A 26,435-nucleotide genomic window follows, 5' to 3' on the forward strand; every position below is an offset into this window, starting at 1 on the left:
GGCGTGTCACCCTGTCCGCACGGTGGCCAGGAAGCCGCTGACATCCGCCGACACGGTCGCGGCGGTTGCATGGAGCCTGTGTGCGAAGTCGCGCAGGTCACCGGCGACGCGGGCCGCGTCCTCCGCGCTGCCATCGATGCGGCGCACGTCCTCGCCGATCGCCTGGGCGGCGGCGGCCGCACCGTCGATGCTGGCAGCGACCTGTCGTGCCGTCGCGCGATTGTCGACGACCGCCGTGCCGATCTGGTCAGTGATCCGTGCGATGGCGCCGATCGCCTCGACCACCGCATCATGTTCGCCAGCCACGTCATGCACCGCGTCGCGAACCAGGCGGACATGATCGGCGATGGCAGCGGCGGCGCGGCGGGTCTGCGCCGACAGTTGCTTCACTTCGTTGGCGACGACGGCAAAGCCGCGTCCGGCCTCGCCCGCGCGGCTTGCCTCGATCGTGGCGTTCAGCGCCAGAAGGTTCACTTGGGTCGCGATCACCGCGATTTCGTCGACCGCGCCATCGATTGCCGCGGCGGTGTCGCTGAGCGCGGCGATCCGTTCGCTGCCGCGGCCGACCTGAGCGACCGCACGGTCGGTGCAGGCGTGAGCGGCCAGCGTTGCGTCGTCGATCAGCGCCAGCGCGGCGATCACATCCTTCTCGCGCGTGGCCAGGCCGGCGATGCCGGCCTCAGCCTGCAGCGACGCAGCGGCGACCGCAGCGGCGTGGCGACGGGTTTCCAGCGCGCGATCCGCGGCCGCTTCGGCTTGGGCATCGACGCTGCACGCCATGGTGCTCAGCTCGCTGGCAAGCGATCCGGTCCTCGCTTCGAACCGGGCAATGGCATCGGCAATCCGCCGCGCGCGAGCGAGTTCGGCGCGCGTCGCGGCCAGGCGCCGGTCGGCCTCCATGCCCACCAGACGGTGATTGGCGACGACGGCATGCAGCCGGCCGTTGACGGTGACGATCAGGCCGTCGGTGCCACCGGCACGTGTGTAATGGTCGAGCAGCTGGTCGCGCCCCAGCGACAGCTCGCCCGTCGGACAGGGGCGGATATAGGTGCCGATCGCCCGGCTGTAGGCGGGATTGCGCATCAGCGCGTGACCATAGGGGTTGGCCAGTACCTGGCGGATATCCCGTTCGAAGATGGCGCCGATCGGTTCCGCCGCGGCGTTGACCACCGGCAGCAATCGCAGTTCGGGATCGTCGCGGAACCGTTCGACCGCCGCCAGCATCGTCCCGTCGTGTCCGATCGACGGCGGGCGGCGCTCGGCTTCCGTCAGCCACGACGTCTTGGCATCTTGGATCGAGAAATCCGGTGCGAACATGACGCCGGATGCTATCCGCGGACGGTAAACGCGGGCTTAGCCGCCGATGACGGTTCGATGACAATCGAAAATAAATCCCGCGCCGATGCGCGGCCTCTGGAGAGTGAAAATGCGTAACATCGACCATGTCATCGCCGGCAGCGGCGGCGCCGGGGCGACCCGCTTCGGCGACGTCTTCGACCCCAACAGCGGGCAAGTTCAGGCGCGCGTCGGGCTGGGCAGCGCGCAGGACCTCGAGCGCGCGGTGGCCGCGGCACAGGCCGCGCAGCCGACCTGGGCGGCGACCAACCCGCAGCGCCGCGCGCGCGTGCTCTTCAAGTTCAAGGAGCTGGTCGAGGCGAACATGGACAGCCTCGCCCACACGCTGTCGAGCGAACATGGCAAGGTCATCGCCGACGCAAAGGGCGATATTCAGCGCGGGCTGGAGGTCATCGAATTCGCCTGCGGCATCCCGCATGCGCTGAAGGGAGAATATACGCAGGGCGCGGGGCCGGGCATCGACGTCTATTCGATGCGGATGCCGGTCGGCATCGGCGCCGGCATCACCCCGTTCAACTTCCCGGCGATGATCCCGATGTGGATGTTCGGCGTGGCGATCGCCTGCGGCAACGCCTTCATTCTGAAGCCGTCGGAACGCGATCCTTCCGTGCCGGTGCGCCTGGCCGAACTGATGCGCGAAGCTGGGCTGCCAGAGGGTATCCTGCAGGTCGTTCACGGCGACAAGGAAATGGTCGACGCGATCCTAGATCACCCGGCGATCGCCGCGGTCAGCTTCGTCGGATCATCCGACATCGCGCAGTACGTCTACAGCCGTGGCGTCGCGGCTGGGAAGCGTGTACAGGCGATGGGCGGCGCCAAGAACCATGGCATCGTCATGCCCGACGCGGATCTCGACCAGGTCGTCGCCGACCTGTCGGGCGCGGCTTTCGGTTCGGCCGGCGAGCGCTGCATGGCGCTGCCGGTCGTCGTGCCGGTGGGCGAGAAGACTGCCGACAATCTGCGCGAGAAGCTGATCCCCGCGATCGACGCGCTACGCGTCGGCGTGTCGACCGATGCGGAGGCGCATTACGGGCCGGTCGTCAACGCCGCGCACAAGCAGCGGGTGGAGAACTGGATCCAGACCGGTGTCGACGAAGGCGCCGAACTCGTCGTCGACGGACGCGGCTTCACGCTGCAGGGGCATGAGGAGGGCTTCTTCATCGGCCCGAGCCTGTTCGACCGCGTAACCCCGCAGATGCAGAGCTACAAGGAAGAGATCTTCGGACCCGTGCTGCAGATCGTCCGTGCGCCCGATTTCGAAACCGCGGTGCGACTGCCGAGCGAGCATCAGTACGGCAACGGCGTCGCCATCTTCACTCGTAACGGCCATGCGGCGCGCGAATTCGCCGCGCGAGTGGAAGTCGGCATGGTCGGCATCAACGTGCCGATCCCGGTGCCGGTCGCCTATCACAGCTTCGGCGGGTGGAAGCGCAGCGCGTTCGGCGACGTCAATCAGCACGGCATGGAAGGCGTGCGGTTCTGGACCAAGGTAAAGACGGTGACGCAGCGCTGGCCCGATGGATCGCCCGACGGCGGCAACGCGTTCGTCATCCCGACGATGGGGTAGGGGATCAGGGTGCGCGAACCGGGCTATGACATCGCCTATGATGCGCAGGAACGGGTCCTGCACCTGCATCTATGGGGGTTCTGGTCGGTTCCGATCCTGACCGGGTACACCAGTCGATTGATGGCCGAGGTCACCCGGTTGCGCGGCACTCGTTACGACATCCTCAGCCATTCGCAGGAGTTCGACGTGCAGGGCAAATTGGTGAGCGCGGGTTTCGAATGGATCGCCAAGCGCGGTGCGGAATTTCACAACGGGAGGACGGCAATCGTAGCCGGCAGTCACCTGAACCGAATCCAGGCACAGCGGACATTGTCGGCGCCCAATGTGAAGGTGTTTCTCGACGAAGGGGAGGCGTTGGCATGGATCCGGGAAGGTCGGGCGGCGGCAGCATGACTATGGAACGCGTGTCTTCTGGATCGCCCTATGAGGCGACGATCGGGTTCAGCCGCGCGGTCCGCGTCGGCAATCGCATCCTCGTCTCCGGTACCGCGCCGGTCGAGGACGACGGCATCTCGACGCCGGGCGGGGCGGAAGAGCAGGCGGAACGGTGCCTGGCGATCATCGTCCGTGCGGTCGAACAGCTCGGCGGTTCGGCCGAGGACGTCGTCCGCACTCGCCAGTATCTGGTCGATGCCGCCGATGCCGATGCGGTCGGTCGTGCGCATGGCCGCTGGTTCGCCGATGTACGCCCGGCATCGACCATGGTCGTCGTCGCCGGACTGCTGCGTCCCGAATGGCGGGTCGAGATCGAAGCGGAAGCAGACATCGCGTGATGCGCTGGGTGCTTGCCCTGTTGCTCGTGGTCGTGGCGGCGCCAGTCGCAGCGCAGCACAAACGCATCGCGTTCACCTTCGACGACGTTCCGCGGGGGGCAGGCGCGTTCCTCAGCCAGAACGAGCGGGCCGCACGTCTGATCACGGCGCTGCGCAAGGCGCGCATTCGACAGGCAGCGTTCTTCGTCAATCCCGGGCGTCTCGTGTCCGGCGATGCCGCCGCGACGGCCCGCCTTGATGCCTATGTCGCGGCGGGCCACGTCATCGCCAATCACAGTTTTTCGCACCCCAGTCTCAGTGACGTGACGGCCGACGCCTATCTCGCCGACATCGATGCGGCAGAGGGCTGGCTGCGTGGGCGGCCGGGCTATCGCGCGTGGTTTCGCTACCCGCAATTGAACGAGGGCCGCGCTGACATCGCAAAGCGCGACGCGGTCCGTGCGGGGCTGGCCACGCGTGGACTGCGGAACGGCTATGTCACGATCGACGGCTATGACTGGGCGCTGGAAAATCTGACGGTCGAGGCGGCCAAGGCGGGCAAACCGGTGGACCGCCACGCGCTGCGCGACCTCTATGTCGAAACGCATGTCGGAGCAGCGGAATATTTCGACGGCCTCGCGCGTGCGACGCTTGGGCGGTCACCGGTGCATGTCTTGCTCCTCCACGAAACCGATCTCGCCGCGCTGTACCTGGGCGATCTGGTCAGAGCGCTGCGCCGTAAAGGTTGGCAGATCGCCACGGTCGACGAGGCCTATGCGGATCCGATCGCTGCCGAGGCATCGCGGTACGATGTACGCTCGTCGCAGGGCACGCTCACTGAAATGCTCGCATGGCAGAAAGGTCTGCCGTCGCCGCGCTGGTACCCGCGAAACGATCCCAAAGTTCTCGGTGACCTCTTTGCGGGTCGGGTGCTGAAGGAAACCGCGCAGTGATCGGTGCCGACACCACAAACCATGGCGCATTGCGTCGGATTCGTATCGCGCCGTCCGTCCAGAGGATCGGCAATTTGACCCGTGTCGAAGCGCAGAGCTCCGACATCACCTATACCTGTTGCAAGGCTTACCCATGACCGACCAATTCGACCTTACCCCCGACCAGCGCGAGATTCAGGAGCTCGCGCGCCGCTTTACCGCCGACCGGATCACGCCGTTCGCGGCTGAATGGGACGAGAAGCATCATTATCCCGTCGATGTGTGGAAGGCGGCGGGTGAGCTGGGCTTCGGCGCGATCTACGTCAAGGAAGAGGACGGCGGCATCGGCCTTGGCCGGCTGGAAGCGGCGCTGATCATGGAAGCGATGGCCTATGGCTGTCCCGCGACGTCCGCGTTCATATCGATCCACAACATGGCCGCGTGGATGATCGCAACCTATGGCAACCAGGCGCTGAAGGACCGTTTCCTGCCGAGCCTGGTGTCGATGGACAAGATCGCCAGCTACTGCCTGACCGAGCCGGGCTCCGGCTCCGACGCGGCGGCGCTGAAAGCTACCGCGCGTCGCGATGGCGACCATTATGTGCTGAACGGCACGAAGCAATTCATCTCCGGCGCCGGGTATAACGACGTCTATGTCTGCATGGTGCGGACGGGCGACGAAAAGGCGAAGGGCATCAGCTGCATCGTCGTCGAAAAGGATACGCCCGGCCTGTCGTTCGGCGCGCCGGAGCGCAAGCTTGGGTGGAACGCATCGCCCACCGCGCAGGTGATCTTCGAGGATTGCCGGGTGCCGGTCGAGAATCTGGTCGGCCGCGAGGGCGATGGGTTCCGCTTCGCCATGGCCGGGCTTGACGGCGGGCGGCTGAACATCGGGGCGTGCTCGCTGGGCGGCGCGCAGCGCTGCCTGGACGAAGCGGTGCGCTACACCAAGGAGCGCCAGCAGTTCGGGACGCCCGTCGCCGATTTCCAGAACACCCAGTTCACGCTGGCCGACATGGCGACCGACCTGGAGGCGGCACGGGCGCTGCTCTATCTCGCCGCGGCGAAAGTAACCAACAACGCGCCGGACAAATCGCGTTTCTCGGCCATGGCGAAACGACTGGCGACCGACAATGGATCGTCGATCGTCGACCGCGCGCTGCAGCTGCATGGCGGCTATGGCTATCTGATGGATTATCCCATCGAACGTTTCTGGCGCGACCTGCGCGTCCATTCGATCCTGGAGGGCACGAATCAAGTGATGCGGATGATCGTCGGCCGCGATCTGGTACGCCAGTGACCGATCCCTGGACCCAGGCCGTCACTGCGATGACCGAGGCGATGCGCAAACCGCTCGGCGCGGCACCGACGCGGCCCTACGATCCGCTCGCTCTGTTCCAGACGATGGGCGAGTTCACCGCGCGCACCATGGCCGATCCGCAGCAGCTGTTCGCGGTTCAGGCGGAGGCGGCGCGCGAATGGGGACGGTTCTGGTCGAACGTCTGGACGACGCCGACCGACAAGCCGCGCGACCGCCGCTTCGCCGCGCCCGAATGGCAGGAAGACCCCTGGTATCGCGCCATCCGGGACGCCTATCTGCTGGCGTCGGCCCAGATGCGGCGGCTGGCGGCCGGCGCGGGGGGCAACACTGCCGACCGCGCGATGATCGCCTTCCTGCTCGATGGTTGGCTGAACGCGGTATCGCCGACGAACTTCGCGATGACCAACCCACAGGTTGTCTATCGCACGCTGGAAACCGGCGGGGCGAATTTGCTCGCGGGCTTCGCCAATCTGGTCGAGGACGTCGCCAGCGGAAAAGGCATCGTCAAGCGCCGCACCGATCCGGACGCGTTCGTGAAGGGCGAGACGATCGCCGCCACGCCGGGCGAAGTCGTGTGGCAGAACGACCTGTGCCAGTTGATCCAGTACACGCCGACGACGCCCGACGTTGCCGCCGAGCCGCTGCTGTACGTGCCGCCGCTGGTCAACCGCTTCTACATGATCGACCTGCAGCCCAAGTCGAGCCTGGTGAAATGGCTGGTCGACCAGGGCCGTACCGTCTTCGTCATCTCCTGGGTCAACCCGACCGAAGCGCACCGCGACAAAGGCGTGGAGGACTATGTCCTGTCCGGCATCGTCGAGGCGACGGGCGTGGTGCGCGAACGGACGGGCAGGGCGCCCGACCTCTTCGCTTTCTGCCTGGGCGGGACACTGGTCGCGATCGCGCTGGCCTATCTGGCGGCGAAGGGGCGGGCGGACGAGGTGAACTCGGCCACGCTCATCGGTTCGATGGTCGATTTCGCCGACATGCGCGATTGGTCGGCCTTCGTCCACGAAGCGCATCTGACCGCGCTGGAGGGGCATCTCGAGCGGCAGGGTTTTATCGATTCGGTCGAACTGCAACAGCTGTTCGCCGCGATGCGCGCCAATGATCTGATCTGGTCGTCGGTCGTGAATCACTATCTGCTCGACAAGCCCGCCCCGCCGAGCGACCTGCTCTATTGGTTCGAGGACGGCGCGCGTATTCCGGCCGCCTTCTTAAAGAGCTACAATCGCGAGCTCCTACTGAACAACGCGCTTGCTGAACCGGCGGGCTTCGCGGTCGGCGGAGAGGCGATCGACCTTGCCAAGATCACGACCCCTGTCCTGTCGATCGCGCTGAAGGACGACCATGTCTCGGCCTGGGAGGCGGTCTATGGCGGCGCGCGGATGATGAATACGGACTTCGTGCTCGGCGGGTCAGGGCACAACGCCGGCGTCATCAACCCGCCGGCCGCCAACAAGCATGGCTATTGGACCAACGATGCAACTCCGACGACCGGCGCGGAATGGCTGCAGGGGGCGACCCGTCACGACGGGTCATGGTGGCCGTGGTGGGCCGCCTGGCTCGATCGTCACGGCGCCGGGGAGCGGGTCCCCGCCCGCACGATCACCGACGGCCTGGAGGCCGCGCCTGGAAGTTACGCGAAAGCCCAATGACAGATCCGATGACCGATACCATCCTCGCCGAGCGCGAAGGCGCTGCCGGCTGCCTGCGCCTCAACCGGCCGAAGGCGCTCCACTCGCTCGACCTGGCGATGGTGCGCCAGATGACTCACGCGCTGTTGGCCTGGCGAGACGATCCGGACATCCGCATCGTGCTGATCGACCATGCCGAGGGCAGGGGGTTCTGTGCGGGTGGCGACGTGGTGACGATCGCCAAGGCACTGGAGGGCCGCGAAAAGGCCGCACGGTCGTTCTTCTACGAAGAATACCGCCTCAACCATCTGATGTACACGTTCCCGAAACCGGGCGTGGCGTTCATGGACGGTGTGACGATGGGCGGCGGAGTCGGCATCGCCTGCCCGTGCCGCTATCGCGTCGCGACCGAGCGGACGGTGTTCGCGATGCCAGAGACGGCGATCGGTATCTTCCCCGACGTCGGCGGCGGTCGGTATCTGTCGCGCCTCCGGGGCCGGGTGGCGCAATATCTGGCGCTCACCTCCGCGCGGCTGACCGGCGCGGACTGCAAGGCGCTGCGTCTAGCGACGCACTACCTGCCGTCGGACGCGCTCGACGAGGCCAAGCGCCGCATCGCCGCCGATCCGTTCCGGGTGGAGGCGATCCTCGACGAATTGTCGGTGGCACCGCCCGAGGCCGAGATCATGGGTCGCCTGCCACTGATCGATCGCTGCTTTGCCGCCGACGATCTGCAAGAAATCCTCGCCTGCCTCGATGCCGAGCAGGACGAATGGGCCGCCAAGACCGCCGCCAGCATCCGCGCCAAGTCGCCGACCGCGTGCGCCGTCTCGCTGCGCATGCTGGTCGAAAGCCCCAAGCAGCCGCACTTCGTCGATGAAATGCGGATGGAATATGCCCTGATGGTTCGCATGATCGCCTTCCCCGACTTCGCCGAAGGGGTGCGCGCGCTGCTGATCGACAAGACCAACGATCCGCAATGGCAGCCACAGGCCGACACCGCCCCCTTTTTCGAACCCCTGTCCCCGATCGACGCATGGAGCCCCTTATGAGCCCTTATGAAACCCTGATCGTCGAACAGCGTGAAGGCGGCGTCACGCTCATCACGCTCAACCGCCCGCAGGCGCTGAACGCGCTCAATTCGCAGGTGCTGAGCGAATTGATTGCCGCGCTGGAGGCGTTCGATGCCGACGCCAGCCAGGGCTGTGCGGTGCTGACCGGCAGCGCCAAGGCGTTTGCGGCGGGCGCGGACATCAAGGAAATGCAGGCGATGGACTTCGCCGCCATGTACGGCACCAATCACTTCGGCGGTTATGATCGGGTGACCGCGACGCGCAAGCCGGTCATCGCCGCGGTCGCCGGCTACGCGCTGGGCGGCGGTTGCGAGCTCGCCATGATGTGCGACTTCATCCTGGCCGCCGACACCGCGAAATTCGGTCAGCCGGAGATCAAGCTGGCGGTTTCCCCCGGCATGGGCGGCTCGCAGCGTCTGGCTCGCGCGGTGGGCAAGGCCAAGGCGATGGAGATGTGCCTGACCGGCCGGATGATGGACGCCGAGGAGGCCGAACGCGCGGGGCTCGTATCGCGCATCGTCCCCGCGGATGACCTTGTCGAGGAAGCGGTGAAGACCGCCGCGACGATCGCCGGCATGGCGCCACTGGCGGTCAAGGCGAACAAGGAAATGGTCAACGCCGCCTTCGAAACCGGGCTGACCCAGGGCGTCGCGTTCGAGCGGCGGCTGTTCCACGGGCTGTTCGGGACGGCGGACCAGAAGGAAGGCATGGCGGCCTTCGTCGAGAAGCGTTCGGGGAACTGGACGGGGCGGTAATCTAAGGTCCCTCGCCTCTGCGCGCAGGGGAGAGGGTTGCGAAGACTTGGGCTCGAAGAGCCTTCGTCGGAGCTGGGTGAGGGGTGATGCGAGCCGTAGGCTCGCGCGGAGCGGCGCTCCGCTCTACCCCTCACCCAACCTACGCTAGGCGGCATAGCCGCCAAGCTTCGGTATCCCTCGCCCCTAGCAAGGGGCGAGGGCAATGGAGAGTAAGACATGGCACGCATCGCCTTCATCGGCCTCGGCAACATGGGCGGCGGGATGGCCGCGAACCTAGCAAAGGCGGGGCACGACGTCCGCGCCTTCGATCTGTCGGCAGATGCGCTCGAGCGGGCGAAGGCGGCGGGTTGCCTGCCCGCCCAAAGCGCTGCGGCGGCTTGTGACGGGGCGGAGGTGGTCGCCACGATGCTGCCCGCGGGCAAGCATGTGGAGGGCGTCTACACGGACAGCATCTTCGACGCGGTGCCCCGGACCGCGATCCTGATGGATTGTTCGACGATCGATGTCGCCACCGCCAAGCGCGTCGCGGAAACGGCCGCGGCCAAGGGCCTGACGATGGTCGACGCCCCCGTCTCCGGCGGGATCGGCGCGGCGAACGCCGGCACGCTGACCTTCATGGTCGGCGGTTCGGCAGCGGCGTTCGACCGGGCCGAGCCGTTCCTGTCCGACATGGGCAAGGCGGTGATCCATGCCGGCGCTAACGGCAGCGGGCAGGCGGCGAAGATCTGCAATAACATGCTGCTCGGCGCATCGATGGTCGCGACGTGCGAGGCGCTGGTGCTGGCGCAGAAGCTGGGGCTCGACCCGCAGAAATTCTATGACATCGCCAGCGTGTCGTCGGGGTCGTGCTGGTCGCTGAACACCTACGCTCCGCTGCCCGGTGTCGGCCCGCAGACGCCGGCGGATAATGAGTATCAGGGTGGCTTCGCCGCGGCGCTGATGCTGAAGGACCTGCGCCTGGCGATGGAGGCGGCAGGCAGCGTCGATGCCGACACGCCGATGGGGAAGCGGGCGACGGAATTGTACGAGGCGTTCGTTGCGGCCGATGAGGGCGGGCACGACTTCTCGGCGATCATTCGGACTTTGGGGGCGAAATAACCTCTGTTCCCCGGCGAAGGCCGGGGTCCAGTTGCCAGCGGGTCGAGACTGGACCCCGGCCTTCGCCGGGGAACGGTTTGTTTAGGCGAAATCGCTAATCGGGCGGACTTAAAGGAGTCCCCTATGCGCCGTCCCGCCCTCGCTCTTGCCGCCATCGTCCTTGCCAGCCCGCTCGCCGCGCAACAGGCGGGGGCGCCGTTCACCGTGCAGGAGACCGGACAGGGCTATGCGACGCTCGACGAGGCGGTGGGATCGATCCGCATGGGGCGCGGCACGATCCTGATCCAGCCCGGCACCTATCACGAATGCACCGTGCAGGCGGGCGGCGACATCACGTTCAAGGCCGTCCAGCCGGGCAGCGTCACCTTCGACGGGAGCCCGTGCGAGGACAAGGCGATCTTCGTTCTGCGCGGGCGCAGTTCGACCGTCGATGGTATCATCTTCCGCGGCGTGCGCGTGCCCGACGGCAACGGCGCGGGCATCCGGACGGAGATGGGCAATCTGACCGTCACAAACTCGATGTTCCTCGACAGCCAGGAAGGTATTCTGGGCGGCGAGCCGACGGGGCAGCAGATCGTCATCGACAAGTCGACCTTCTCCGGCCTCGGCACCTGCGACGAGGCGCCTGACTGCGCGCATTCGATCTATCTCGCCAACAAGGGATCGGTAACGATCACCCGCAGCCGGTTCGAGAAGGGGACGGGCGGTCACTACGTCAAGCTGCGCGTGCCGAACGTCCGCATCGTCGACAACAGCTTCGACGACACGGGAGGCGCAAAGACCAACTACATGATCGACCTGCCGGAAGGCGGCACCGGCGTGATCGCAAACAACAGCTTCGTTCAGGGCCGCAATAAGGAAAACTGGACGGGCTTCATCGTCGTTGCGGCGGAAAACCGGACATATCGATCGACGGGGCTGCGGATCGAGGCGAACGACGCGCGTCTTGCGCCCGGCGAAGCCCGCAGTCCCGCGTTTGTCGCGAGCTACAGCCGCGATGCGCTTGCGATCGGCGATAACCGCCTCGGCGCCGGCGTGCGAAAGTTCGAAACCCGCTAGAGTGGCGGTATCTTTCGCGACTGATTCACATCAGCCGAATAATCGCGTCCTTAAATCAGTCGGCGTTTCAATAATTCATTGTCCAACCATAACAATCGCCGGTACGCTGGCAAATTGCGTCGGCGATAACATCAGGCAATATTGAAAATTCTATTTGCCGATCTGCAGGCGGCAACCGCGTGGCTCAGCTTTGGTTCTTGGGTCATCTCCCGAGAGGTGCCCTGCGATGTTCATGCACAACAAACGCCTGCAATATACCGTCCGCGTGTCGGAGCCGAACCCGCGGCTCGCGTGCCTGTTGCTCGAGCAATTCGGCGGCGCCGATGGCGAGCTCGCCGCGGCAATGCGCTATTTCACCCAAGCGCTGAGCGACGAGGATCCCGGCCGCAAGGACATGCTGCTCGACATCGCGACGGAGGAGTTGAGCCACCTCGAAGTGATCGGGTCGATCGTGACGATGCTCAACAAGGGCGTCCGCGCCCAGCTGTCCGAAGCGCAGGCGTCGGAGGCCGAGCTGTTCGCGATGGTCGGCCAGGCCGGGATCAGCGCGAAGGAGTCGATCCTGTTCGGCGGCGGCGCGGCCTTGATCGATTCGGCCGGTACGCCCTGGACCGCGGCCTATGTCGACTCGCGTGGTGAACCCACCGTCGACCTGCGGTCGAACATCGCCGCGGAATCGCGCGCGAAGATCGTTTACGAGCGGCTGATCAACATTACCGACGACCCTGGGGTGAAGGAGGCGCTGGGCTTCCTGATGACGCGCGAGGTCGCGCATCAGAAATCGTTCGAAAAGGCACTCTACGCGATCGAGAATAATTTCCCGCCGGGCAAGCTGCCGGGCGTCGAGCAATATGCCAGCGTCTATGTCAATGCGTCGCAGGGCGAGGGCGACATGCAGGGGCCGTGGAATTCTGGGCCGGAATGGGACCGGATCGACGACCTGGAACAGACGATGCCGATCGACGGACGTGACGGCACGGCCAGTGTCGAGCTGGGCGAGGAGGACCGCGCAGCTCTGCGGCAGATGGCGACCCGTGGCATGTCGGACCCCGACAGCGATCCGACGACGGGTGCCGAACTGGGCGCTGGGCCCGGTGCCGGCCGGATCAAGCAAATCGCCGAGAAGGAGCTGGGATAATGGCCACTGCCCCTCAGGACACGCTGCGCAAGGTCTTCGTCGACGGCCTGCGCAACGCCCATGCCCTGGAAAATCAGGCGATGGCGCTGATGGACCGGCAGATCGAGCATCTGGCCAATTACGCCGACGTCGAGCAGCAGCTGCGCGCTCACCGCGGTGAGACCGAACGCCAGATCGAACGGCTGGAGACGATCCTCGAAAGTCTCGGTGAAAGCCCTTCGATGGTGAAGGACATGGCGCTGACGATGAGCGGCAACATGGCCGCGCTCGGCCACACCTTCGCGCCTGATGAAATCTTGAAGAACAGCTTCGCCAACTATGCCTTCGAGAGCTTCGAAGTGGCGAGCTACACCGCCTTGTGCGTGCTGGCCGAGGATGGCGGCTATACCGAAGCGCTGCCGCTGTTGAAGCAGACGCTGGGCGAGGAGCAGGCGATGCAGAACTGGGTGGCGAAGACGCTGCCGGTGGTGGTGCGGAAATATGTCGACCGACGCGCGGAAGGGGAGACGGCGAGTCACTAATCTCCCTCTCCCTTTCAGGGGAGAGGGGCGGTGCCGCGCGCTTCGGTCCCCGTGGAACCCCTCTTTCTCCCAAACCCTCTCCCCTGAAGGGGAGAGGCTTTTTAATGCCCCGCTTTCACATCTCGAGTGCCACGAAGACCGCGCCCGTCCGCTCCTTCGCGTCTGCCACTTCGAATGCCTCGTTGATCCGCTCCAGCGGGAAGCGATGCGTGATCAGCTTGTCGACGCTCACCAGCCCCTTCGACAGCAGCTCCAGAACCGTGCCCTGTTCTGAGTCCAGCCCCCAGAAGGCGAAGCTCGCGCTGGGAACAAGCTGAATTTCGGACATCTGGATACGCTGCCATTCCAGGCCGATCTCGGTCACGCCGGCATCGAAGCCGCCGACGATGACCACCTTGCCGCCACGCCGTGCCATGGCGGTCGCCTGGGGCAGGGTGGTCGGCATCGACGTGCCGCCGGCGCATTCGAACGCGACATCGACGCCGCGGCCGCCCGTGAACGCCTTGGCCGCCGCTGCGGGATCGTCGCGATCGGGATTGACGATGACGTCCGCGCCCAGCTCCTTCGCCAGCTGCAGGGAACTGTCGACCGTGTCGGCGATCAGGACATCCGCCCCGCTCGCCTTCGCGAGCATCAGCTGGCCGAGCCCGATCGGTCCGGCACCGATGATCGCGATCTTGCTGTTGATCCCGATGCCCGAAAGGTGCTGTGCGTGAAGACATACCGACAGCGTGTCGATCAGCGCCGCCTGTTCGAAGCTGATATGGTCGGGCAGCTTGTAGAATTTGCGCGCCGGCCCGACGACGAACTCGCCGTAAGCGCGCGACACGCAGGCGGTGCGTGTGGGGTAGAGGTTGGGGCAGAGGTTGTATTGCTGTACCCGGCACCACTCGCAGTCCCCGTCGCCCATCACGCTTTCGATGACCACGCGGTCGCCGACCGCGACATTCGTGACCGCGGGGCCGACTTCGACCACTTCGCCGGCCAACTCGTGGCCAACGATATGATGTTCGAGCTCGGGCTCGGCCTTCTTCCAGTGGCGCAGGTCGGTCCCGCAGATGCCCGCGACGCGGATGCGGGCAAGCACCCAGTCGGCTGCCGGGATTTCGGGACGGTCGGTATCGGTCACCTCGAACCGACCGTCCGACGACTTGAGCGCCGCGCGCATCGTTGCCATCGGTGTTACCCCGCCCGGTCGATTGCGGTGCTTTCGTCGCCATGGCCGGTCGCAGGATAGCCGCCGCCGCCCTTTGGGCTCGCGTCATGATCCTCGCCGGTACCGCCACCGCCGACATTCGCGCCCGATCCATGGACTTCGCCGGTCGCCGGATCGATGCCCAGATGCTGGTCATCCTCGTCAGGGAGCGGCCGGTCGCGGTCATAGTCCTGCCCGGAATAGCCCTCCATCCGGTCGTAGCCGTGATCGGGCACCGGCCGTTCGGGATCGATCGGGCGGCCGTCGGCTTGGGTCGGTCTGGTCATCCTCACTCTCCTGTTACGCCATTTCCTGCAACCGCGGTTCGATGCGCAGTGTCACCACGTCCGCCTGCGGCCCGCGGGTGAGCGCGAAGACGATCGCCTCCGCAATTTCGTCGGCGTGCAGCATTTCGTGGCTTTCGACGGCGGCGCGCTTCTCCGCGTCGTCGGCTTCCTGCATGTCGGTGTTGACGGCGCCCGGCTGGATGACGGTCACACGGATGTTGCGATCGGCGACTTCCTTCCGCAACGTCTCGGCAAAGGCCTGGAGCCCGGCCTTGGTCGCCGAATAGACGCTTTCGCCCGGTGCCTTCAGTTCCGCGCTGATCGATCCGACGAACAGCAGATGCCCGCCGCCGGCCGCCTCCATGCGTTTCAGCGCGGCGCGGGCGCATGCCATGGTGCCGATCAGATTGGTCTCGACGACGTAACGCCACGCATCGTCGTCCATCTGGTCGATCGGATCGGCACCGAGTGCGGCGCAGGCGACCAGCATGTCGATCCCGCCGAGTTCGCTGTCGACCATGTCGAACACCGCCTGCACGCCCTCGCGCGTCGCGATGTCGGCGGTCAGACCGGTGGCGTCGACCATCGTCTCGATCGCCTCGTCGAGCGCATCGCGGTTGCGACCGAAGGTGACGATGCGTGCGCCTGCCTCTCCCAGCAGGCGGACGGTCGCCCGGCCGATGCCGGTCGTCCCGCCGGTCACCAGAATGCGCTTGTCGGTCAGGGAATTATGATCGGGCATCGGATTGCTCCCAGGTCAGGATCAGGCGGCCGTTCGCCGGCACGCGGAAGTCGATACGGTCGGCCGTGGCGGCGTGCGGCGCGACGGTTTGACCATCGATCGTCGCGACGTGCGGCGTGCCGAGCTTGCGCCGCTTCAACCGGACGAGGCTGATCCCTGCCAAGCTGGTCTCCCCGCCGTCGAGCGTGATCGACAGGGCGCGATCGCCGGTGCGTTCGGCCGCGCGGACGAAATGGTCGCAGAACAGACGGAACGGTGCACCGTCGACGGTGTGGAACGCGCGCGTGGCAAACACCATCACCGCGCCTCCGCCATAGACTTCCTGCCCGACCTGACCGGCGGGCTGCCCGTCGGGATACAGGTCCTCGAGCGGGAAGGAGAGCTTCCGGTCGACATGCCCGTTATTCTCGCGTTGCTTCTCGGCGATGGCCTCTTCGGGCAGGGCGTCGGGGTAATAATACCACGCCCGGTCGAGTGCATATTTGCAATATTCGGCGATCAGCATTCGCGCCGCCGGCTCCAGTTCCGGCCCGCCGTCGTTCAGATAATGTTCGAAGGCCACGAAGCTGTCGAAACATTCGTACATCGCCATGTACGGCGCGTCCTGCAGGCAGGTCGCGCCCAGGAAGTTGCGGTAATGGGCCGCGTGGCCGATCTCGCTTTCCCAGATCTCGCAATTGTGCAGGAAGCTGCCGAGGTAGACGTAGCTCTGCTCGAGGTAGATCTTCTGCCCGGTGATCCGCCATAGCCGCATGCAGGCCGCGGCACCCCAGGCGGTCAGATTTGCCTGGTAATTGATATTGAACCGCAGCCCCATCGCCGCGTCGATCGCCGCGCGCGCTTCGTCCAGGAACCGCTTGTCGTCGGTCAGCTGGAATGCCTGCAGCATAACCCAGGCGTAGACCCCGCCGACATCGGTCTGCCCACGCCCGTCGGCGTCGGCGACATCGACGATGATTGAGAAGTCGGTGATTTTGTACTGGACCGGCCAGCGATAATCGAAATGCTGTGCCGCGCGGATGCCGAAGTCGATCGACCGCAGCAACAGGTCGCGCGCTCCCTCGTCGCCGTCGAGCGCCAACCGGCCGAGGTTGAGCATCGGATGATAGAGATACCAGCTGTCGACCGCGTCGGCATCCTTGTCGTCGCCGACATTGGGCAGATACCGGCGCAGCGACTTGAGTTTGGGATCGTAGAACTTTTCGACCCCCGCCTTGAAATCGGTCTCCAGCGGATGCGTCTCGCCAACCCAGCGGCTCCAGTCGTGGATCGCCGCGACGATCGACATCTGCACCATGATGTCGGGGTATTCCGCATTCGTGTACGGGTGGACATAGCGGTGGCCGTAATGCCGGATCGTTGCCTCCGACGCGGTGTCCAGATCGTGCAGCGTGCGTTCCGCACGGTCGATCCAGTCGCGATAGTCGGTCGGGGGCGGGGCGATCTGCTTATACGCGACGCCCAGCATCTGGATGAACCGCCTTGCGCTGTCACGCTCGTCGGCGGCCGCATCGTGACGGAAGACCAGGATCGCATCGGACACCGTCGTGGTCTCATCCGCCGGCAGCGGCTGGTCGAGCGGCGCGATCGGCAGCAGCATCCCGAGTTCGGGCCATTCGCCACCGACGACGCCGTCAGGCTTCGTGCCCGTCACCCGGTAATAAGGGTTCAGCGCGGTCAGATTCTGAAAATACAGCACATCGCCGAAACCGGGGTCGTCGATCCGGAAGTACAGAATGCCTCCGTTCAACCCGCGCTGTGCCGCCTCGACCACGCCTTCCGCCCCCAGCGGATCGTCGCTTGCGTCGAGCGGATAGAGATCGCGCGGCTGGAACGGTAGCCACAGCGGGGCCGTCGGCGTCACGCTCGTCGTCACGCGCACCGACTCCAGCGCCTCGTCGGCGATGCGGATCGCCACGACATGGTCACCGATCGCGCTGGTGACACGCAGGCGCAGCGCTTCGCCCTCTTCGGCCGCCACCGCGGCGCACTCGAACGGAGCCGGCACATAGGCGACACGCATCGCCAGGCCGCCATCGCGCGCACGCCGCAGCACGAGCCAGACTGAGTCCGTCGTGGTCAGCACCTGCGCTGCCAACGAACCGAGCGCGAACTCGGCCACTTGGTCCGTGCTACCGCTCTTCAGCGCGATCTTGAGCGCGAGCAGATGCGGGCTGACCCCGCGGCTGTCCCTTGATGTCGCGTCCGGCTGTGTCATGCGGGAAGAACAGGTCCGCCAACGTACCGTTCCGCTTGAGAATGCGCGGATTTACCTGCGTCATTACGTTTGTGCGACAACCGCTTCGGCGTGCTTCTCCGGCCGGATGTAGATCGACGTCAGTTGCGGCAGCGCGGCTTTCAGGTCCGATTCGATCGCTTCGATCAGCGTCTCGCCGTCGCCCATCGTCAGCGCGTCGTCGAAATCGGCGCTGACCGCGACGAAGACCGCCTGCGGCGAGGTGTGGATCGTGCGGACATGATTGACCGACACTATTCCGCGGTGCCGGGTGACATGGTCGCGGATCGTCGCAACCAACTGCGGGTCGGCCGCCTCGCCGATCAGCAGCCCCTTGGCCTCGCGCGCCAGCAGGATCGCGACTCCGGCGAGCACCAGGCCGATCGCGATCGATGCGATGCCATCGATCCGCGGGTCGCCGTAGGCGTGACTCGCCCAGATACCTATCCCGGCGAAGACGAGGCCGATCAGGGCCGCGCTGTCCTCGAACAGCACCATGAAGCCCGCCGGGTCCTTCGACCGCCGGATCGCGCGCCACCAGCCCTGTCCGCCCCGGCTGGCGTTGAACTCGCGCACCGCGATGATCCAGGACGTTCCCTCCAACGCGACCGCGATACCCAGCACGATGTAGTTGACCATCGGGTCGCGCAGCGGCTCGGGCTCGCGGATGTGCAGATAGCCCTCGTAGACCGACACGCCCGCACCGATCGCGAAGATCAGCATTGCGACGACGAATGCCCAGAAATAGAGTTCGCGACCATAGCCGAACGGATAGGCGGCGTCCGGCGGTCGGGCGGCGCGCCTCTGACCGTAAAGCAGCAGGATCTGGTTGCCGCTGTCGACCAGCGAATGCACACCCTCGGTCAGCATCGACGACGATCCGGTGATCCCGGCGGCAATAAATTTGGCGACCGCGATGCCGAGGTTGGCGGCCAGCGCGCCATAAAGGACGACATTGGCGCGAACGGCGGCGACAAGGGAAGAGGTGCTCACGCCCGCTCAAGCGCGGGGCGGGCGTAGGTGTTCCACACCGGCCGTGCCCCCACGGAGGCGGATGCTCCGGCAGCGTCAGTCCACCGTCATCGGCTCGATCGTGACATCCTCGAGCCGCCTCGGCTCGTGGATCGGGCACCCGTTGAACCGTCCGCGATAATCCGCGGAGAATTTATAGGTGTCTTTGCGTGCACGGTTTACCGCCCCCAGCGGTCGATGTGCCGCCAGGCCGTGCCACACGCTGAACGCCAGCCGATCCTCCTGCCGCTCGCTGGTGCCATAGATCCACGCCGCCTGCGGCTCGACGGTCAGCGTCGCGACCGTGCGGTACGGGCTTGCCTCCTCGTCCCACACCGCACTCGCGTCCTCGATCGGCATCGCCTCGAGATCGGTGTTGAGCTGCACGCGCAGCTCCCATGTCCCGCCCTGTTCCTCCAGCAATTCGTTCATCGCCTCGCGGTTGGCGTCGGGGCGGCCGGACGCTTCGATCGTCTCGTCGGCGAAATCCTTGATCCCACTGACCGGCGCGAACTGAAATTTGGCGATATGGTCGCCGTAGCGGAACGGTGTCTGGCTGAAATATGTGGTGCCGAGTGGATGGACGGGCTTGGCACCGCCCAGCGTGTTGAGCAGCACCGACTTCTGTCCGACCGCCTCCAGCCCGGCCTCGACGGTGCGAAGGACGCTGGACAGGACCTTCTTCGCGCCCTCTGCCTTGTCGGTCGTCGCGGCGAGCATCTTGAGGTTGCCCAGGAATTTTTCCGGGTTTGGCGCAGCGAAGGCGGGCGCGTTCGCCGCTATGAAGTCCTGCGTCGTGTCGCCTTCGCTGCCCGGCAGTCGTTCACCCTCGACGCCCAATATCTTTACCGCCAATCCCCGGGGCAGGCGGATCGCGTCATCCAATATATCGCCGGCGTTGGTCGAAAAGCGCAGGATCGCATCATAATCGCCCGTGCGCGCAAAAAGGCCCTGCGCGAGTTCTGGCGGCAGGTCGCCGTGGATGGTCAGCTTACCCGGGACCAGCCCGTGGGCCTTGGCATGCACCGATCGGACAGCGTGACCATAGTCCTCGGACGTCGTGTCCAGGATCGTCTTGAACTGGTCCTTCAGCCCGGCGATCGTCTCGGCCTCGTCAGCCTCGGGACGTTCGATGTCCGCGCTGTAACGTACCGGCTGGGCCATCCCTCAATCTCCATCAGTGTCGAAACTGAACCATTCCCGGCACGGCCCGTTCCATTCTATCGTGCGACGGTACTGGACAGGACGAAGACGGCATGGCGGGGAAGAAATCGACATCGCGCGCGGGCGGCTATTGGGGGCCGGCAGGTGGTTGGGGATCGATGCGGTCGGTCGCCGAGATCCTGAAGCGCGAGAAGGTCGGCCCCGAAGCGATCCGGGAATTGACGCGTCAGAACAAGCCGCGGGGCTTCGCCTGCACCAGTTGCGCCTGGCCCAAACCTGCCGATCATCATCCGGCCGAGTTCTGCGAGGAAGGAGCAAAGGCGACTGCGTGGGAGCTGACGTCGCTGCGTACCACGCCCGAATTCTTTCAGAAGCACACGCTGACCCAGCTGCGCGGCTGGACCGACTATGACCTCGAACAGCAAGGGCGGCTGACTCATCCGCTGCGCTACGACGCGGCGACCGACAAATATGTCGCGTGCGACTGGGGCGAAGCGTTCGATGCGATCGGTGGGGCGCTCAAGGCACTCGATCCCAAGTCGGTCGTCTTCTACGCCTCGGGGCGGGCAAGTCTGGAGACGTCGTACATGTGGGCGCTGATGGCGCGGATGTACGGAAACCAGAACCTGCCCGACAGTTCGAACATGTGCCACGAGTCCACTTCGGTCGGGCTGAAGGCGGCCATCGGCGTGCCGGTCGGCACGACGCGGCTCGAGGATTTCGAGCATTGCGACGCGATCTTCTTCTTCGGGCAGAATGTCGGGTCGAACAGCCCGCGCATGCTCCACGACCTGCGATCGGCACGGCACCGCGGATGCGAGATCGTCGTCTTCAATCCGCTGAAGGAACGCGGGCTGGAGCGTTTTACCGATCCCCAGAATCCAGTGGAAATGGCGACGCTGACCGAGACGCGGATCGCCACGCAATATCACCAAGTGCGTGCCGGCGGCGACATCGCGGCGATGACTGGGATCGCAAAATTTCTAGTCGAATGGGACGATGCAGCCAAGGCGGTCGGCGACCCGCCCGTGCTCGATCACGAATTCATCGCGCAGCACACTCACGATTTCGACGCTTTTTCCGACCATGTCCGTGCCGCCGACTGGGGGGCGATCGAGGCGGAAAGTGGGCTGTCGCGCGCGGCGCTGGAACAGGCGGCGCGGGTCTACGCCCGATCGAAGGCGGTGCTGGGCATCTACGGCATGGGCCTGACCCAGCATGTAAGGGGCGTCGATAACGTCCGCATGCTCGTCAACCTGCTGCTGATGCGCGGGAACATCGGCCGGCCCGGCGCGGGGCCGACGCCGGTGCGCGGGCATTCGAACGTGCAGGGTCAGCGGACGGTCGGCATCACCGAAAAGACCGAGCTCGCCCCCGTCGACAAGCTGAAGGAACTCTACGGCTTCGACCCGCCGACCGAAAAGGGGCTCGATACGGTCGAGGCTTGCCGCGGGATCATCGATGGTAGCGTAAAGGCGGTTATCGGTCTCGGCGGCAACTTCCTGCGTGCGGTGCCCGAGACCGGACTGATGGAAGACGCGTGGCCACGGCTCGATGTGTCGGTGCAGATCGCGACGAAGCTCAACCGCAACCACCTGTTCGCCGGCCGCGTGACCTATCTGCTGCCGTGCCTGGGACGGATCGAGGAGGATGTGCAGGCGTCGGGTCCGCAGGTCGTGACGGTCGAAGACTCGACCAGCTGCATCCACGGATCGCGCGGCAAGGCCAAACCCGCCAGCCCGCACCTCCTGTCCGAAGCCGCGATCGTCGGCGCGCTCGCTAAGCGGATCTGTCCGCCCAACGCCCGGGTCGACTGGGATGCGTGGGTCGCCGATTACGGCCGGGTACGCGACGCGATCGAGGCGACGTACCCGGACAAATTTGCCAACTTCAACCAGCGGCTGTTCGAGCCCGGTGGTTTCTGGAAGGGAAACAAGGCGGCCGAGCGGATCTGGGAAACCAAGACCGGCAAGGCGGAATTCCTGGTACCGGGCGACCTATCGGCGACCGGATTTGCAGACAAGGATGGCCGCTACCGGTTGATGACGCTGCGCTCCAACGATCAGTTCAATACGACGATCTACGGCTATTACGATCGCTTTCGCGGTGTGAACGGCACGCGCGACGTGTTGTTCATGAACAGCGAGGATATCGCGGCCGAGGGCCTGCACGAAGGGCAGGTGGTGACGTTGATGAGTGACGCCGGCGACAACCATGTGCGCCGCCGCGAGGGGCTGGTGGTGACCCCGTACAGCATCCCGCGCGGGTGTTTGGGGGCATATTATCCCGAATGCAACGTGCTGATGCCGGTCGAGCACCATGCGGAGGAAAGCCATGTCCCGGCGGCGAAATCGGTGCCGGTGCGGTTTGCCAGATAATATCCGTGCTGCCGTGCAGGCGGGAGCCCAGGGTGTCGCAGGTCTGACCTCGCCGCTCTAGGCCCCCGCCTGTGCGGAAGCACGGTCGGGCTTGGGCACTGCCGCAATCACCGCCGCCACCAGCGTCCCCACGCACAGTTGATACGGAAACGCGAGCGTCGTCAGCCCCAGTCCCATCCAGGGCTGCAACAGCAACACCGTCACGAACCCGCCCGCCAGCGCCGCAATGACCGAAGCGGTCGTGCCGCGCGTGGTGAACACCGCCACCGCGTACACGCCCAGCAACCCCGCGTACGCGAAACTCATCACGCTCAGCGCGAATTCCAGCAGCGGCGTATCGGTGTAGCGCTGCCAGTAGAAGCTCAGCACTGCCGCGCCGAACATCGCCAGCCCGACGATCCCCATCCCCCAGCGTCCGGCGTGGACATAGTGGCGCTCGGGCTTTGCCGCGGTCCGCTCGCGCCACGGGCGATAGAAATCGCTGATCAGCACCGACGACATCGCGTTCAGCGCCGAATTGGTCGTCGCCACCGCTGCCGCCGTGACGCCGATCGTCACCAGCCCACGCAGTCCCGGTGGGATCTCGGTCAGGATATAGTGGACGAAGACGGTCACTTTTTCGCCGGAGAATTGCGTTGCCGCGGTGTTCGCCGTGCCCATCAGGTCGGGCCGATTGTAGAAGATGTGGAGCAGCAGCCCGATCGTGATGAACATCGCGATGATCGGAATCGATGCGAGCGCGGACAGGATCAGCCCGCGCGCGCCGGTCTTGGCATCGGGCGAGGCAAGCAACCGCTGCGTCGTGTCCTGGTCCAGCCCGGCATTGGCGACATTCAGCAGGAACAGGCCGGTGACGATCGACAGGATGGTGAAAGGCTTGGCGAGGTCGGTCGAGGAATCGAACAGCAGCAGCTTGTGCTCCGCTGACAGCGCGCCGACGATCTGCGGCGTGCTCGCGGGAATCGCGGTCCACAGGAACACGAACACGGCGACCGCCGATCCGACATAGATCACGAACTGGATGAGGTCGTTCCACAGCACCGACCGCAGCCCGCCGACGAAGGTGAACAGGAACGCGGCGATCATGACCGCGGCGGCGGCGAACATGATGCTGCCGGCCGATACGCTGGAGAACATCACCATCGCGATGGCGATCGCGGCCAGATACACACGCGCACCGCCGGCCAGCACGCGTCCGACCAGGAACATGCCGCCCGCCGCGCGCTTCGCCCGCCCGTCGAACCGCTGGCCGAGCAGCTCGTACACCGTCGTTACCCGCAGCGCGTAGAAGCGAGGGATCAGCACCTTCGCCACAAACAGGGCGGCGAAGACCGAACTCAGGACGCCGCCCAGATAAGTGTAATCGCTACGGTACCCGTAATCCGGCCCGCCAAGGAAGGTCGCGGCCGATTGTGTCGCCGAAAGAACGGACACGGCCGCTAGCCAGGCGGGAACAGTGTGCCCGGCGAGGAAGTAATCCTCCGCATCGTTGGTCTTGCGCCGCGAAAACACGTAGCCGCCGATGACCAGCACGGCGACATAGGCAGCGACGACGATCCAGTCGAGCGGGGCGAATTGGCCTGTCATCAGCGGATGGTAGCGGAGCGGGAAGGGGGCGCAACTCCCCGGCTGCTCCCACATACGCGGGAGCGACCCGAGGGGTCAGGCCCGCACCGCGCGCAGGGCGGCCGGCCACAGCATGACCAACGCCGCGGCGGACGCCGCCAGCGTCGCCAGGGCCGCGCCCAGCGCCTCGAACCGGGGGACCAGCACGAATGCCGCCAGCACCAGCACGCCGACCGCCGCCAGCCGAATGCGAAAAGCCGTGCCCGCGCGCCCGGTGCCGATCAGGACGGGCTCGAAACCGATACCCATTACGTCGATCGCGACCGCCAGGCTGAGCACCAGCACGAGTGGCCAGGCGGTCGTGTAGGCCTTGCCGCCGACCAGATGCAGCGCCGGTTCGCCCAGGATCGGCACTGCAAGGCAGATGACCGCGCCAACCGCGAGCGTCAGCCGGGTAGATTGGCGGAACAGCCGCCGCAGATCGTCGCGCGAGGTGGCGCGATCGGCGCGCGAGAACTCCGGGAAGATGCCGCGTGAGAACATCTCCGCGATCTGCGCCAGCGCCTGGCTCAGCTGGAAGGCCAGGCGATAGGCGCCCGCGGCGGCCGGCCCCGTCACCAGTCCGACGACGACCACCACGCCCTGCCGCCCGGCCGCGTTCAGCGTCGCCGACACGTTGGTCAGTGCCGCGAAGCGCATCAGCCCCGGATGCTCGCGCCATGCGCTGATGCTGTCCCGCCATCCCCGCATCAGCCCCGGCGCGACCCGCCACACGGCGCGCCAATGGACGATCGCGGTCAGGATCTCCGCCGTACCCCAGGCGATCAGGAATCCGCGGACCGTGGGGCCCGTCGCCACGACGATCGCGGCCCCGATGAAGCGCATGATCGGTGTCGTCGACTCCGCCGCCGCGCCGATCCCGTAGCGATCGTACAGCCGCAGCACGCCGATCGCGCTCGAGCGAATCGACAGCATCAGCACCGCGCAGAAGATCATCGCGTCGCGCGTCATCCTGTCGTCCCAGCCGAACCGCGCGTCGAGCGCCCATAGGACGACCCAGACGACGCCGCATCCCGCAACCGCTGCGCCGGCGTCGAGCAAGGTGCAGAATCGCACCAGTCGCCCGAGCGCGCCGGTGTCGTTTGCCGCTTGCAGCGGTACACCGTAGCGCACGACGACCTGCCACGACTGGAACAGCATCATCGCTGCGACTGCCTGGCCGATCGACAGGATCAGCATGAACTGACCGAACCCCTCCGGGCCCAGGGTGCGCGTGGCGAGGCCGAGGTAGACGAGGCTCAGCACCGCGCCCAATCCCTTGCCGGTCAGCAGCCAGCCGACGTTGCGCAACGCCCGTCGAAACGGGCTCGCGACCTTTTCTTCCGTGGCCACTGTCTTAGATATCGCGAGCCATGCGCATGATCCGCCCCATATCGCCGACCCTGCGGACGCGCCACCGGTGAAGATCGGGTTTCTCTACAATCACGATGCGTTGCATCAGGTCAGTCATACCGCGCCGGTCGTCGCCGCCCTGGCGCGCGACGCGCGCGCCGACGTGACGGTCCTGACGTCGAGCGAGGCGCAGGCGGTACGCGTCCGTGAACTGATAGGGACCGATGCCGCCGCCCGGGTTCGCTTCGTATCGCTCGGCATCGGTGCGGTGGCGCGCGTTCTGGATACGGGGCTGCGCTGGATCGCGCCGTTCCGCCGCATCGCCGTGTTGCGCGAAAATCTGGCCGAATTCGCGAAGCTCGACGCGCTTGTCGTGCCCGAGACGACCAGCCTGATGTTGCGCGACCGCTTCGGCCTGGTGGACCTGAAATATATATGGATCCCGCATGGCGCCGGCGACCGCTCGGTCGGATTCCGTAGTGTCATGAAGGGTTTCGACCTGGTTTTGCTGTCCGGGTCAAAGGTACGCGACCGGATGCTGGCGATGGGCCTGATCACGCCCGACAATCATGCGATCGTCGGTTACCCCAAGTTCGAGACGGTCGATTTGTCGCGTCGGCCGACGCTGTTCGACAACAATCGCCCGACGATCCTATACAATCCGCATTTCGACCCGTTGCTCAGCAGCTGGTATCCTTGGGGCGAGGCGGTGGTCGACGCCATCCTCTCGCGTGGCGACGTCAATCTGGTCGTCGCACCGCACGTCATGCTGTTCCAGCGACGCATCCACGCCTCCGTCGAGCATCGCCGCCTTCACTGGCGCCGCGACCCGCCTGCGCGGTGGCAGGGGCGGGAGGGGCTGATCGTCGATCCGGGCAGCACGCGGTCGATCGACATGACCTACACGCTGGGCGCCGATATCTATGTCGGTGACGCATCGAGCCAAATCTACGAATGGATTGCGCGGCCGCGCCCGGCGATCTTCCTGAACCCTGGCCGTGCCGCCTGGGCCGACGATCCGAACTTCGCACACTGGCACCTGGGTCCGGTCATCGACGACCTGTCACGATTGAACGCCGCGATCGATGCCGCCATCGTCGACCCGCAGCGCTATGATTTGCTCCAGCGCGATGCCTTCGCGCGCACCTTCGACCGCACCGACCGTCCGGCCGCCGACCGGGCCGCAGCGGCTATCCTCTCGATCGCTTGATGCACGTTAACGCGATTGAGACACAAGCGTAATAAATTTGTCATC

23 protein-coding genes are annotated in these 26,435 nt (G+C 65.8%); 14 read left to right on the forward strand and 9 right to left on the reverse strand.

Going from position 1 to position 26,435, the window contains the following annotated elements:
• Positions 1–6 precede the first annotated feature (6 nt).
• Complete coding sequence (locus JW805_04970; GenBank protein ID MBN2971367.1) at positions 7–1,317, reverse strand: hypothetical protein; 1,311 nt, start codon at positions 1,315–1,317, stop codon at positions 7–9.
• 109 nt (positions 1,318–1,426) lie between these two features.
• Here JW805_04970 and JW805_04975 point away from each other — a divergent pair, with 109 nt between their 5' ends.
• The 12 genes from JW805_04975 (at position 1,427) to JW805_05030 (ending at position 13,209) form a co-directional block, all read left to right on the forward strand.
• Positions 1,427–2,923: a CoA-acylating methylmalonate-semialdehyde dehydrogenase gene (locus JW805_04975; GenBank protein MBN2971368.1), complete on the forward strand. Its 1,497-nt coding sequence runs from the start codon at positions 1,427–1,429 to the stop codon at positions 2,921–2,923.
• A 9-nt stretch (positions 2,924–2,932) separates the two neighbouring features.
• Complete coding sequence (locus JW805_04980) at positions 2,933–3,316, forward strand: hypothetical protein (GenBank protein ID MBN2971369.1); 384 nt, start codon at positions 2,933–2,935, stop codon at positions 3,314–3,316.
• Positions 3,313–3,696, forward strand: coding sequence for a RidA family protein (locus JW805_04985; protein ID MBN2971370.1), 384 nt, complete (start codon positions 3,313–3,315; stop codon positions 3,694–3,696). Before JW805_04980 ends, JW805_04985 begins: the two co-directional genes overlap by 4 nt.
• Positions 3,693–4,628 (forward strand): polysaccharide deacetylase family protein, encoded by a 936-nt coding sequence (locus JW805_04990; GenBank protein MBN2971371.1) that lies wholly within the window; start codon positions 3,693–3,695, stop codon positions 4,626–4,628. The genes JW805_04985 and JW805_04990 overlap by 4 nt, the downstream gene beginning before the upstream one ends.
• Before the next feature lie 133 nt (positions 4,629–4,761).
• Positions 4,762–5,907, forward strand: a complete 1,146-nt coding sequence (locus JW805_04995; GenBank protein MBN2971372.1) for an acyl-CoA dehydrogenase family protein — start codon at positions 4,762–4,764, stop codon at positions 5,905–5,907.
• Entirely contained in the window at positions 5,904–7,586 is a 1,683-nt protein-coding gene (locus JW805_05000) for a class I poly(R)-hydroxyalkanoic acid synthase (protein MBN2971373.1), read from the forward strand. The genes JW805_04995 and JW805_05000 overlap by 4 nt, the downstream gene beginning before the upstream one ends.
• Before the next feature lie 8 nt (positions 7,587–7,594).
• Positions 7,595–8,617: an enoyl-CoA hydratase/isomerase family protein gene (locus tag JW805_05005; GenBank protein MBN2971374.1), complete on the forward strand. Its 1,023-nt coding sequence runs from the start codon at positions 7,595–7,597 to the stop codon at positions 8,615–8,617.
• The gene (locus tag JW805_05010; protein MBN2971375.1) at positions 8,614–9,393 is read left to right on the forward strand and encodes an enoyl-CoA hydratase; all 780 of its coding nucleotides are present in this window, start codon (positions 8,614–8,616) and stop codon (positions 9,391–9,393) included. Before JW805_05005 ends, JW805_05010 begins: the two co-directional genes overlap by 4 nt.
• A gap of 216 nt (positions 9,394–9,609) precedes the next feature.
• Positions 9,610–10,491 (forward strand): 3-hydroxyisobutyrate dehydrogenase, encoded by an 882-nt coding sequence (gene mmsB / locus JW805_05015; protein ID MBN2971376.1) that lies wholly within the window; start codon positions 9,610–9,612, stop codon positions 10,489–10,491.
• Positions 10,492–10,614: 123 nt separating this feature from the next.
• The gene (locus JW805_05020) at positions 10,615–11,550 is read left to right on the forward strand and encodes a right-handed parallel beta-helix repeat-containing protein (GenBank protein ID MBN2971377.1); all 936 of its coding nucleotides are present in this window, start codon (positions 10,615–10,617) and stop codon (positions 11,548–11,550) included.
• 226 nt (positions 11,551–11,776) lie between these two features.
• On the forward strand, positions 11,777–12,688 hold the full coding sequence (locus JW805_05025; protein ID MBN2971378.1) for a manganese catalase family protein: 912 nt from the start codon (positions 11,777–11,779) through the stop codon (positions 12,686–12,688).
• Entirely contained in the window at positions 12,688–13,209 is a 522-nt protein-coding gene (locus JW805_05030) for a ferritin-like domain-containing protein (protein ID MBN2971379.1), read from the forward strand. The genes JW805_05025 and JW805_05030 overlap by 1 nt, the downstream gene beginning before the upstream one ends.
• Positions 13,210–13,324: 115 nt before the next feature.
• Here the strand turns inward: JW805_05030 and JW805_05035 are convergent, their stop codons facing one another.
• The 6 genes from JW805_05035 to JW805_05060 form a co-directional block, all read right to left on the reverse strand.
• On the reverse strand, positions 13,325–14,386 hold the full coding sequence (locus tag JW805_05035; GenBank protein ID MBN2971380.1) for a zinc-binding dehydrogenase: 1,062 nt from the start codon (positions 14,384–14,386) through the stop codon (positions 13,325–13,327).
• 5 nt (positions 14,387–14,391) lie between these two features.
• The gene (locus JW805_05040; protein ID MBN2971381.1) at positions 14,392–14,691 is read right to left on the reverse strand and encodes a hypothetical protein; all 300 of its coding nucleotides are present in this window, start codon (positions 14,689–14,691) and stop codon (positions 14,392–14,394) included.
• A gap of 13 nt (positions 14,692–14,704) precedes the next feature.
• Positions 14,705–15,433: an SDR family oxidoreductase gene (locus tag JW805_05045; protein MBN2971382.1), complete on the reverse strand. Its 729-nt coding sequence runs from the start codon at positions 15,431–15,433 to the stop codon at positions 14,705–14,707.
• Positions 15,420–17,651, reverse strand: a complete 2,232-nt coding sequence (locus tag JW805_05050) for a hypothetical protein (GenBank protein ID MBN2971383.1) — start codon at positions 17,649–17,651, stop codon at positions 15,420–15,422. Before JW805_05050 ends, JW805_05045 begins: the two co-directional genes overlap by 14 nt.
• Positions 17,652–17,714: 63 nt before the next feature.
• Positions 17,715–18,662 (reverse strand): cation transporter, encoded by a 948-nt coding sequence (locus tag JW805_05055; protein ID MBN2971384.1) that lies wholly within the window; start codon positions 18,660–18,662, stop codon positions 17,715–17,717.
• Between the two features lie 75 nt (positions 18,663–18,737).
• Positions 18,738–19,844 (reverse strand): catalase family protein, encoded by a 1,107-nt coding sequence (locus JW805_05060; GenBank protein MBN2971385.1) that lies wholly within the window; start codon positions 19,842–19,844, stop codon positions 18,738–18,740.
• Between the two features lie 92 nt (positions 19,845–19,936).
• On the opposite strand from JW805_05060, the gene JW805_05065 reads away from it, so the two are divergent.
• Positions 19,937–22,222, forward strand: coding sequence for an FdhF/YdeP family oxidoreductase (locus JW805_05065; protein MBN2971386.1), 2,286 nt, complete (start codon positions 19,937–19,939; stop codon positions 22,220–22,222).
• Positions 22,223–22,279: 57 nt separating this feature from the next.
• Here JW805_05065 and JW805_05070 read toward each other — a convergent pair whose 3' ends face one another.
• Together JW805_05070 and JW805_05075 are read right to left on the reverse strand one after the other, a co-directional pair.
• Complete coding sequence (locus tag JW805_05070) at positions 22,280–23,809, reverse strand: sodium:solute symporter (protein MBN2971387.1); 1,530 nt, start codon at positions 23,807–23,809, stop codon at positions 22,280–22,282.
• Positions 23,810–23,884: 75 nt separating this feature from the next.
• Positions 23,885–25,180 (reverse strand): lipopolysaccharide biosynthesis protein, encoded by a 1,296-nt coding sequence (locus JW805_05075; GenBank protein MBN2971388.1) that lies wholly within the window; start codon positions 25,178–25,180, stop codon positions 23,885–23,887.
• Here JW805_05075 and JW805_05080 point away from each other — a divergent pair.
• Positions 25,173–26,390, forward strand: a complete 1,218-nt coding sequence (locus JW805_05080; protein ID MBN2971389.1) for a hypothetical protein — start codon at positions 25,173–25,175, stop codon at positions 26,388–26,390. The two genes, JW805_05075 and JW805_05080, sit on opposite strands and share 8 nt — an antisense overlap.
• The last annotated feature ends 45 nt before the right edge of the window (positions 26,391–26,435 follow it).

Source organism: Roseomonas aeriglobus, from assembly GCA_016937575.1.
Classification (GTDB): Bacteria; Pseudomonadota; Alphaproteobacteria; order Sphingomonadales; family Sphingomonadaceae; genus Sphingomonas; species Sphingomonas aerigloba.

What these genes read in the sequence shown, in the direction of transcription:
- JW805_05020 (MBN2971377.1), top strand. Translation starts at nt 10,615, where the DNA reads ATGCGCCGTCCCGCCCTCGCTCTTGCCGCCATCGTCCTTGCCAGCCCG.
- JW805_05045 (MBN2971382.1), bottom strand. Translation starts at nt 15,433, where the DNA reads ATGCCCGATCATAATTCCCTGACCGACAAGCGCATTCTGGTGACCGGC.
- mmsB (MBN2971376.1), top strand. Translation starts at nt 9,610, where the DNA reads ATGGCACGCATCGCCTTCATCGGCCTCGGCAACATGGGCGGCGGGATG.
- JW805_05005 (MBN2971374.1), top strand. Translation starts at nt 7,595, where the DNA reads ATGACCGATACCATCCTCGCCGAGCGCGAAGGCGCTGCCGGCTGCCTG.
- JW805_04970 (MBN2971367.1), bottom strand. Translation starts at nt 1,317, where the DNA reads ATGTTCGCACCGGATTTCTCGATCCAAGATGCCAAGACGTCGTGGCTG.
- JW805_04985 (MBN2971370.1), top strand. Translation starts at nt 3,313, where the DNA reads ATGACTATGGAACGCGTGTCTTCTGGATCGCCCTATGAGGCGACGATC.
- JW805_05050 (MBN2971383.1), bottom strand. Translation starts at nt 17,651, where the DNA reads ATGACACAGCCGGACGCGACATCAAGGGACAGCCGCGGGGTCAGCCCG.
- JW805_05060 (MBN2971385.1), bottom strand. Translation starts at nt 19,844, where the DNA reads ATGGCCCAGCCGGTACGTTACAGCGCGGACATCGAACGTCCCGAGGCT.
- JW805_05035 (MBN2971380.1), bottom strand. Translation starts at nt 14,386, where the DNA reads ATGGCAACGATGCGCGCGGCGCTCAAGTCGTCGGACGGTCGGTTCGAG.
- JW805_05065 (MBN2971386.1), top strand. Translation starts at nt 19,937, where the DNA reads ATGGCGGGGAAGAAATCGACATCGCGCGCGGGCGGCTATTGGGGGCCG.
- JW805_05070 (MBN2971387.1), bottom strand. Translation starts at nt 23,809, where the DNA reads ATGACAGGCCAATTCGCCCCGCTCGACTGGATCGTCGTCGCTGCCTAT.
- JW805_04975 (MBN2971368.1), top strand. Translation starts at nt 1,427, where the DNA reads ATGCGTAACATCGACCATGTCATCGCCGGCAGCGGCGGCGCCGGGGCG.
- JW805_05040 (MBN2971381.1), bottom strand. Translation starts at nt 14,691, where the DNA reads ATGACCAGACCGACCCAAGCCGACGGCCGCCCGATCGATCCCGAACGG.
- JW805_05010 (MBN2971375.1), top strand. Translation starts at nt 8,614, where the DNA reads ATGAGCCCTTATGAAACCCTGATCGTCGAACAGCGTGAAGGCGGCGTC.
- JW805_05030 (MBN2971379.1), top strand. Translation starts at nt 12,688, where the DNA reads ATGGCCACTGCCCCTCAGGACACGCTGCGCAAGGTCTTCGTCGACGGC.
- JW805_04995 (MBN2971372.1), top strand. Translation starts at nt 4,762, where the DNA reads ATGACCGACCAATTCGACCTTACCCCCGACCAGCGCGAGATTCAGGAG.
- JW805_05025 (MBN2971378.1), top strand. Translation starts at nt 11,777, where the DNA reads ATGTTCATGCACAACAAACGCCTGCAATATACCGTCCGCGTGTCGGAG.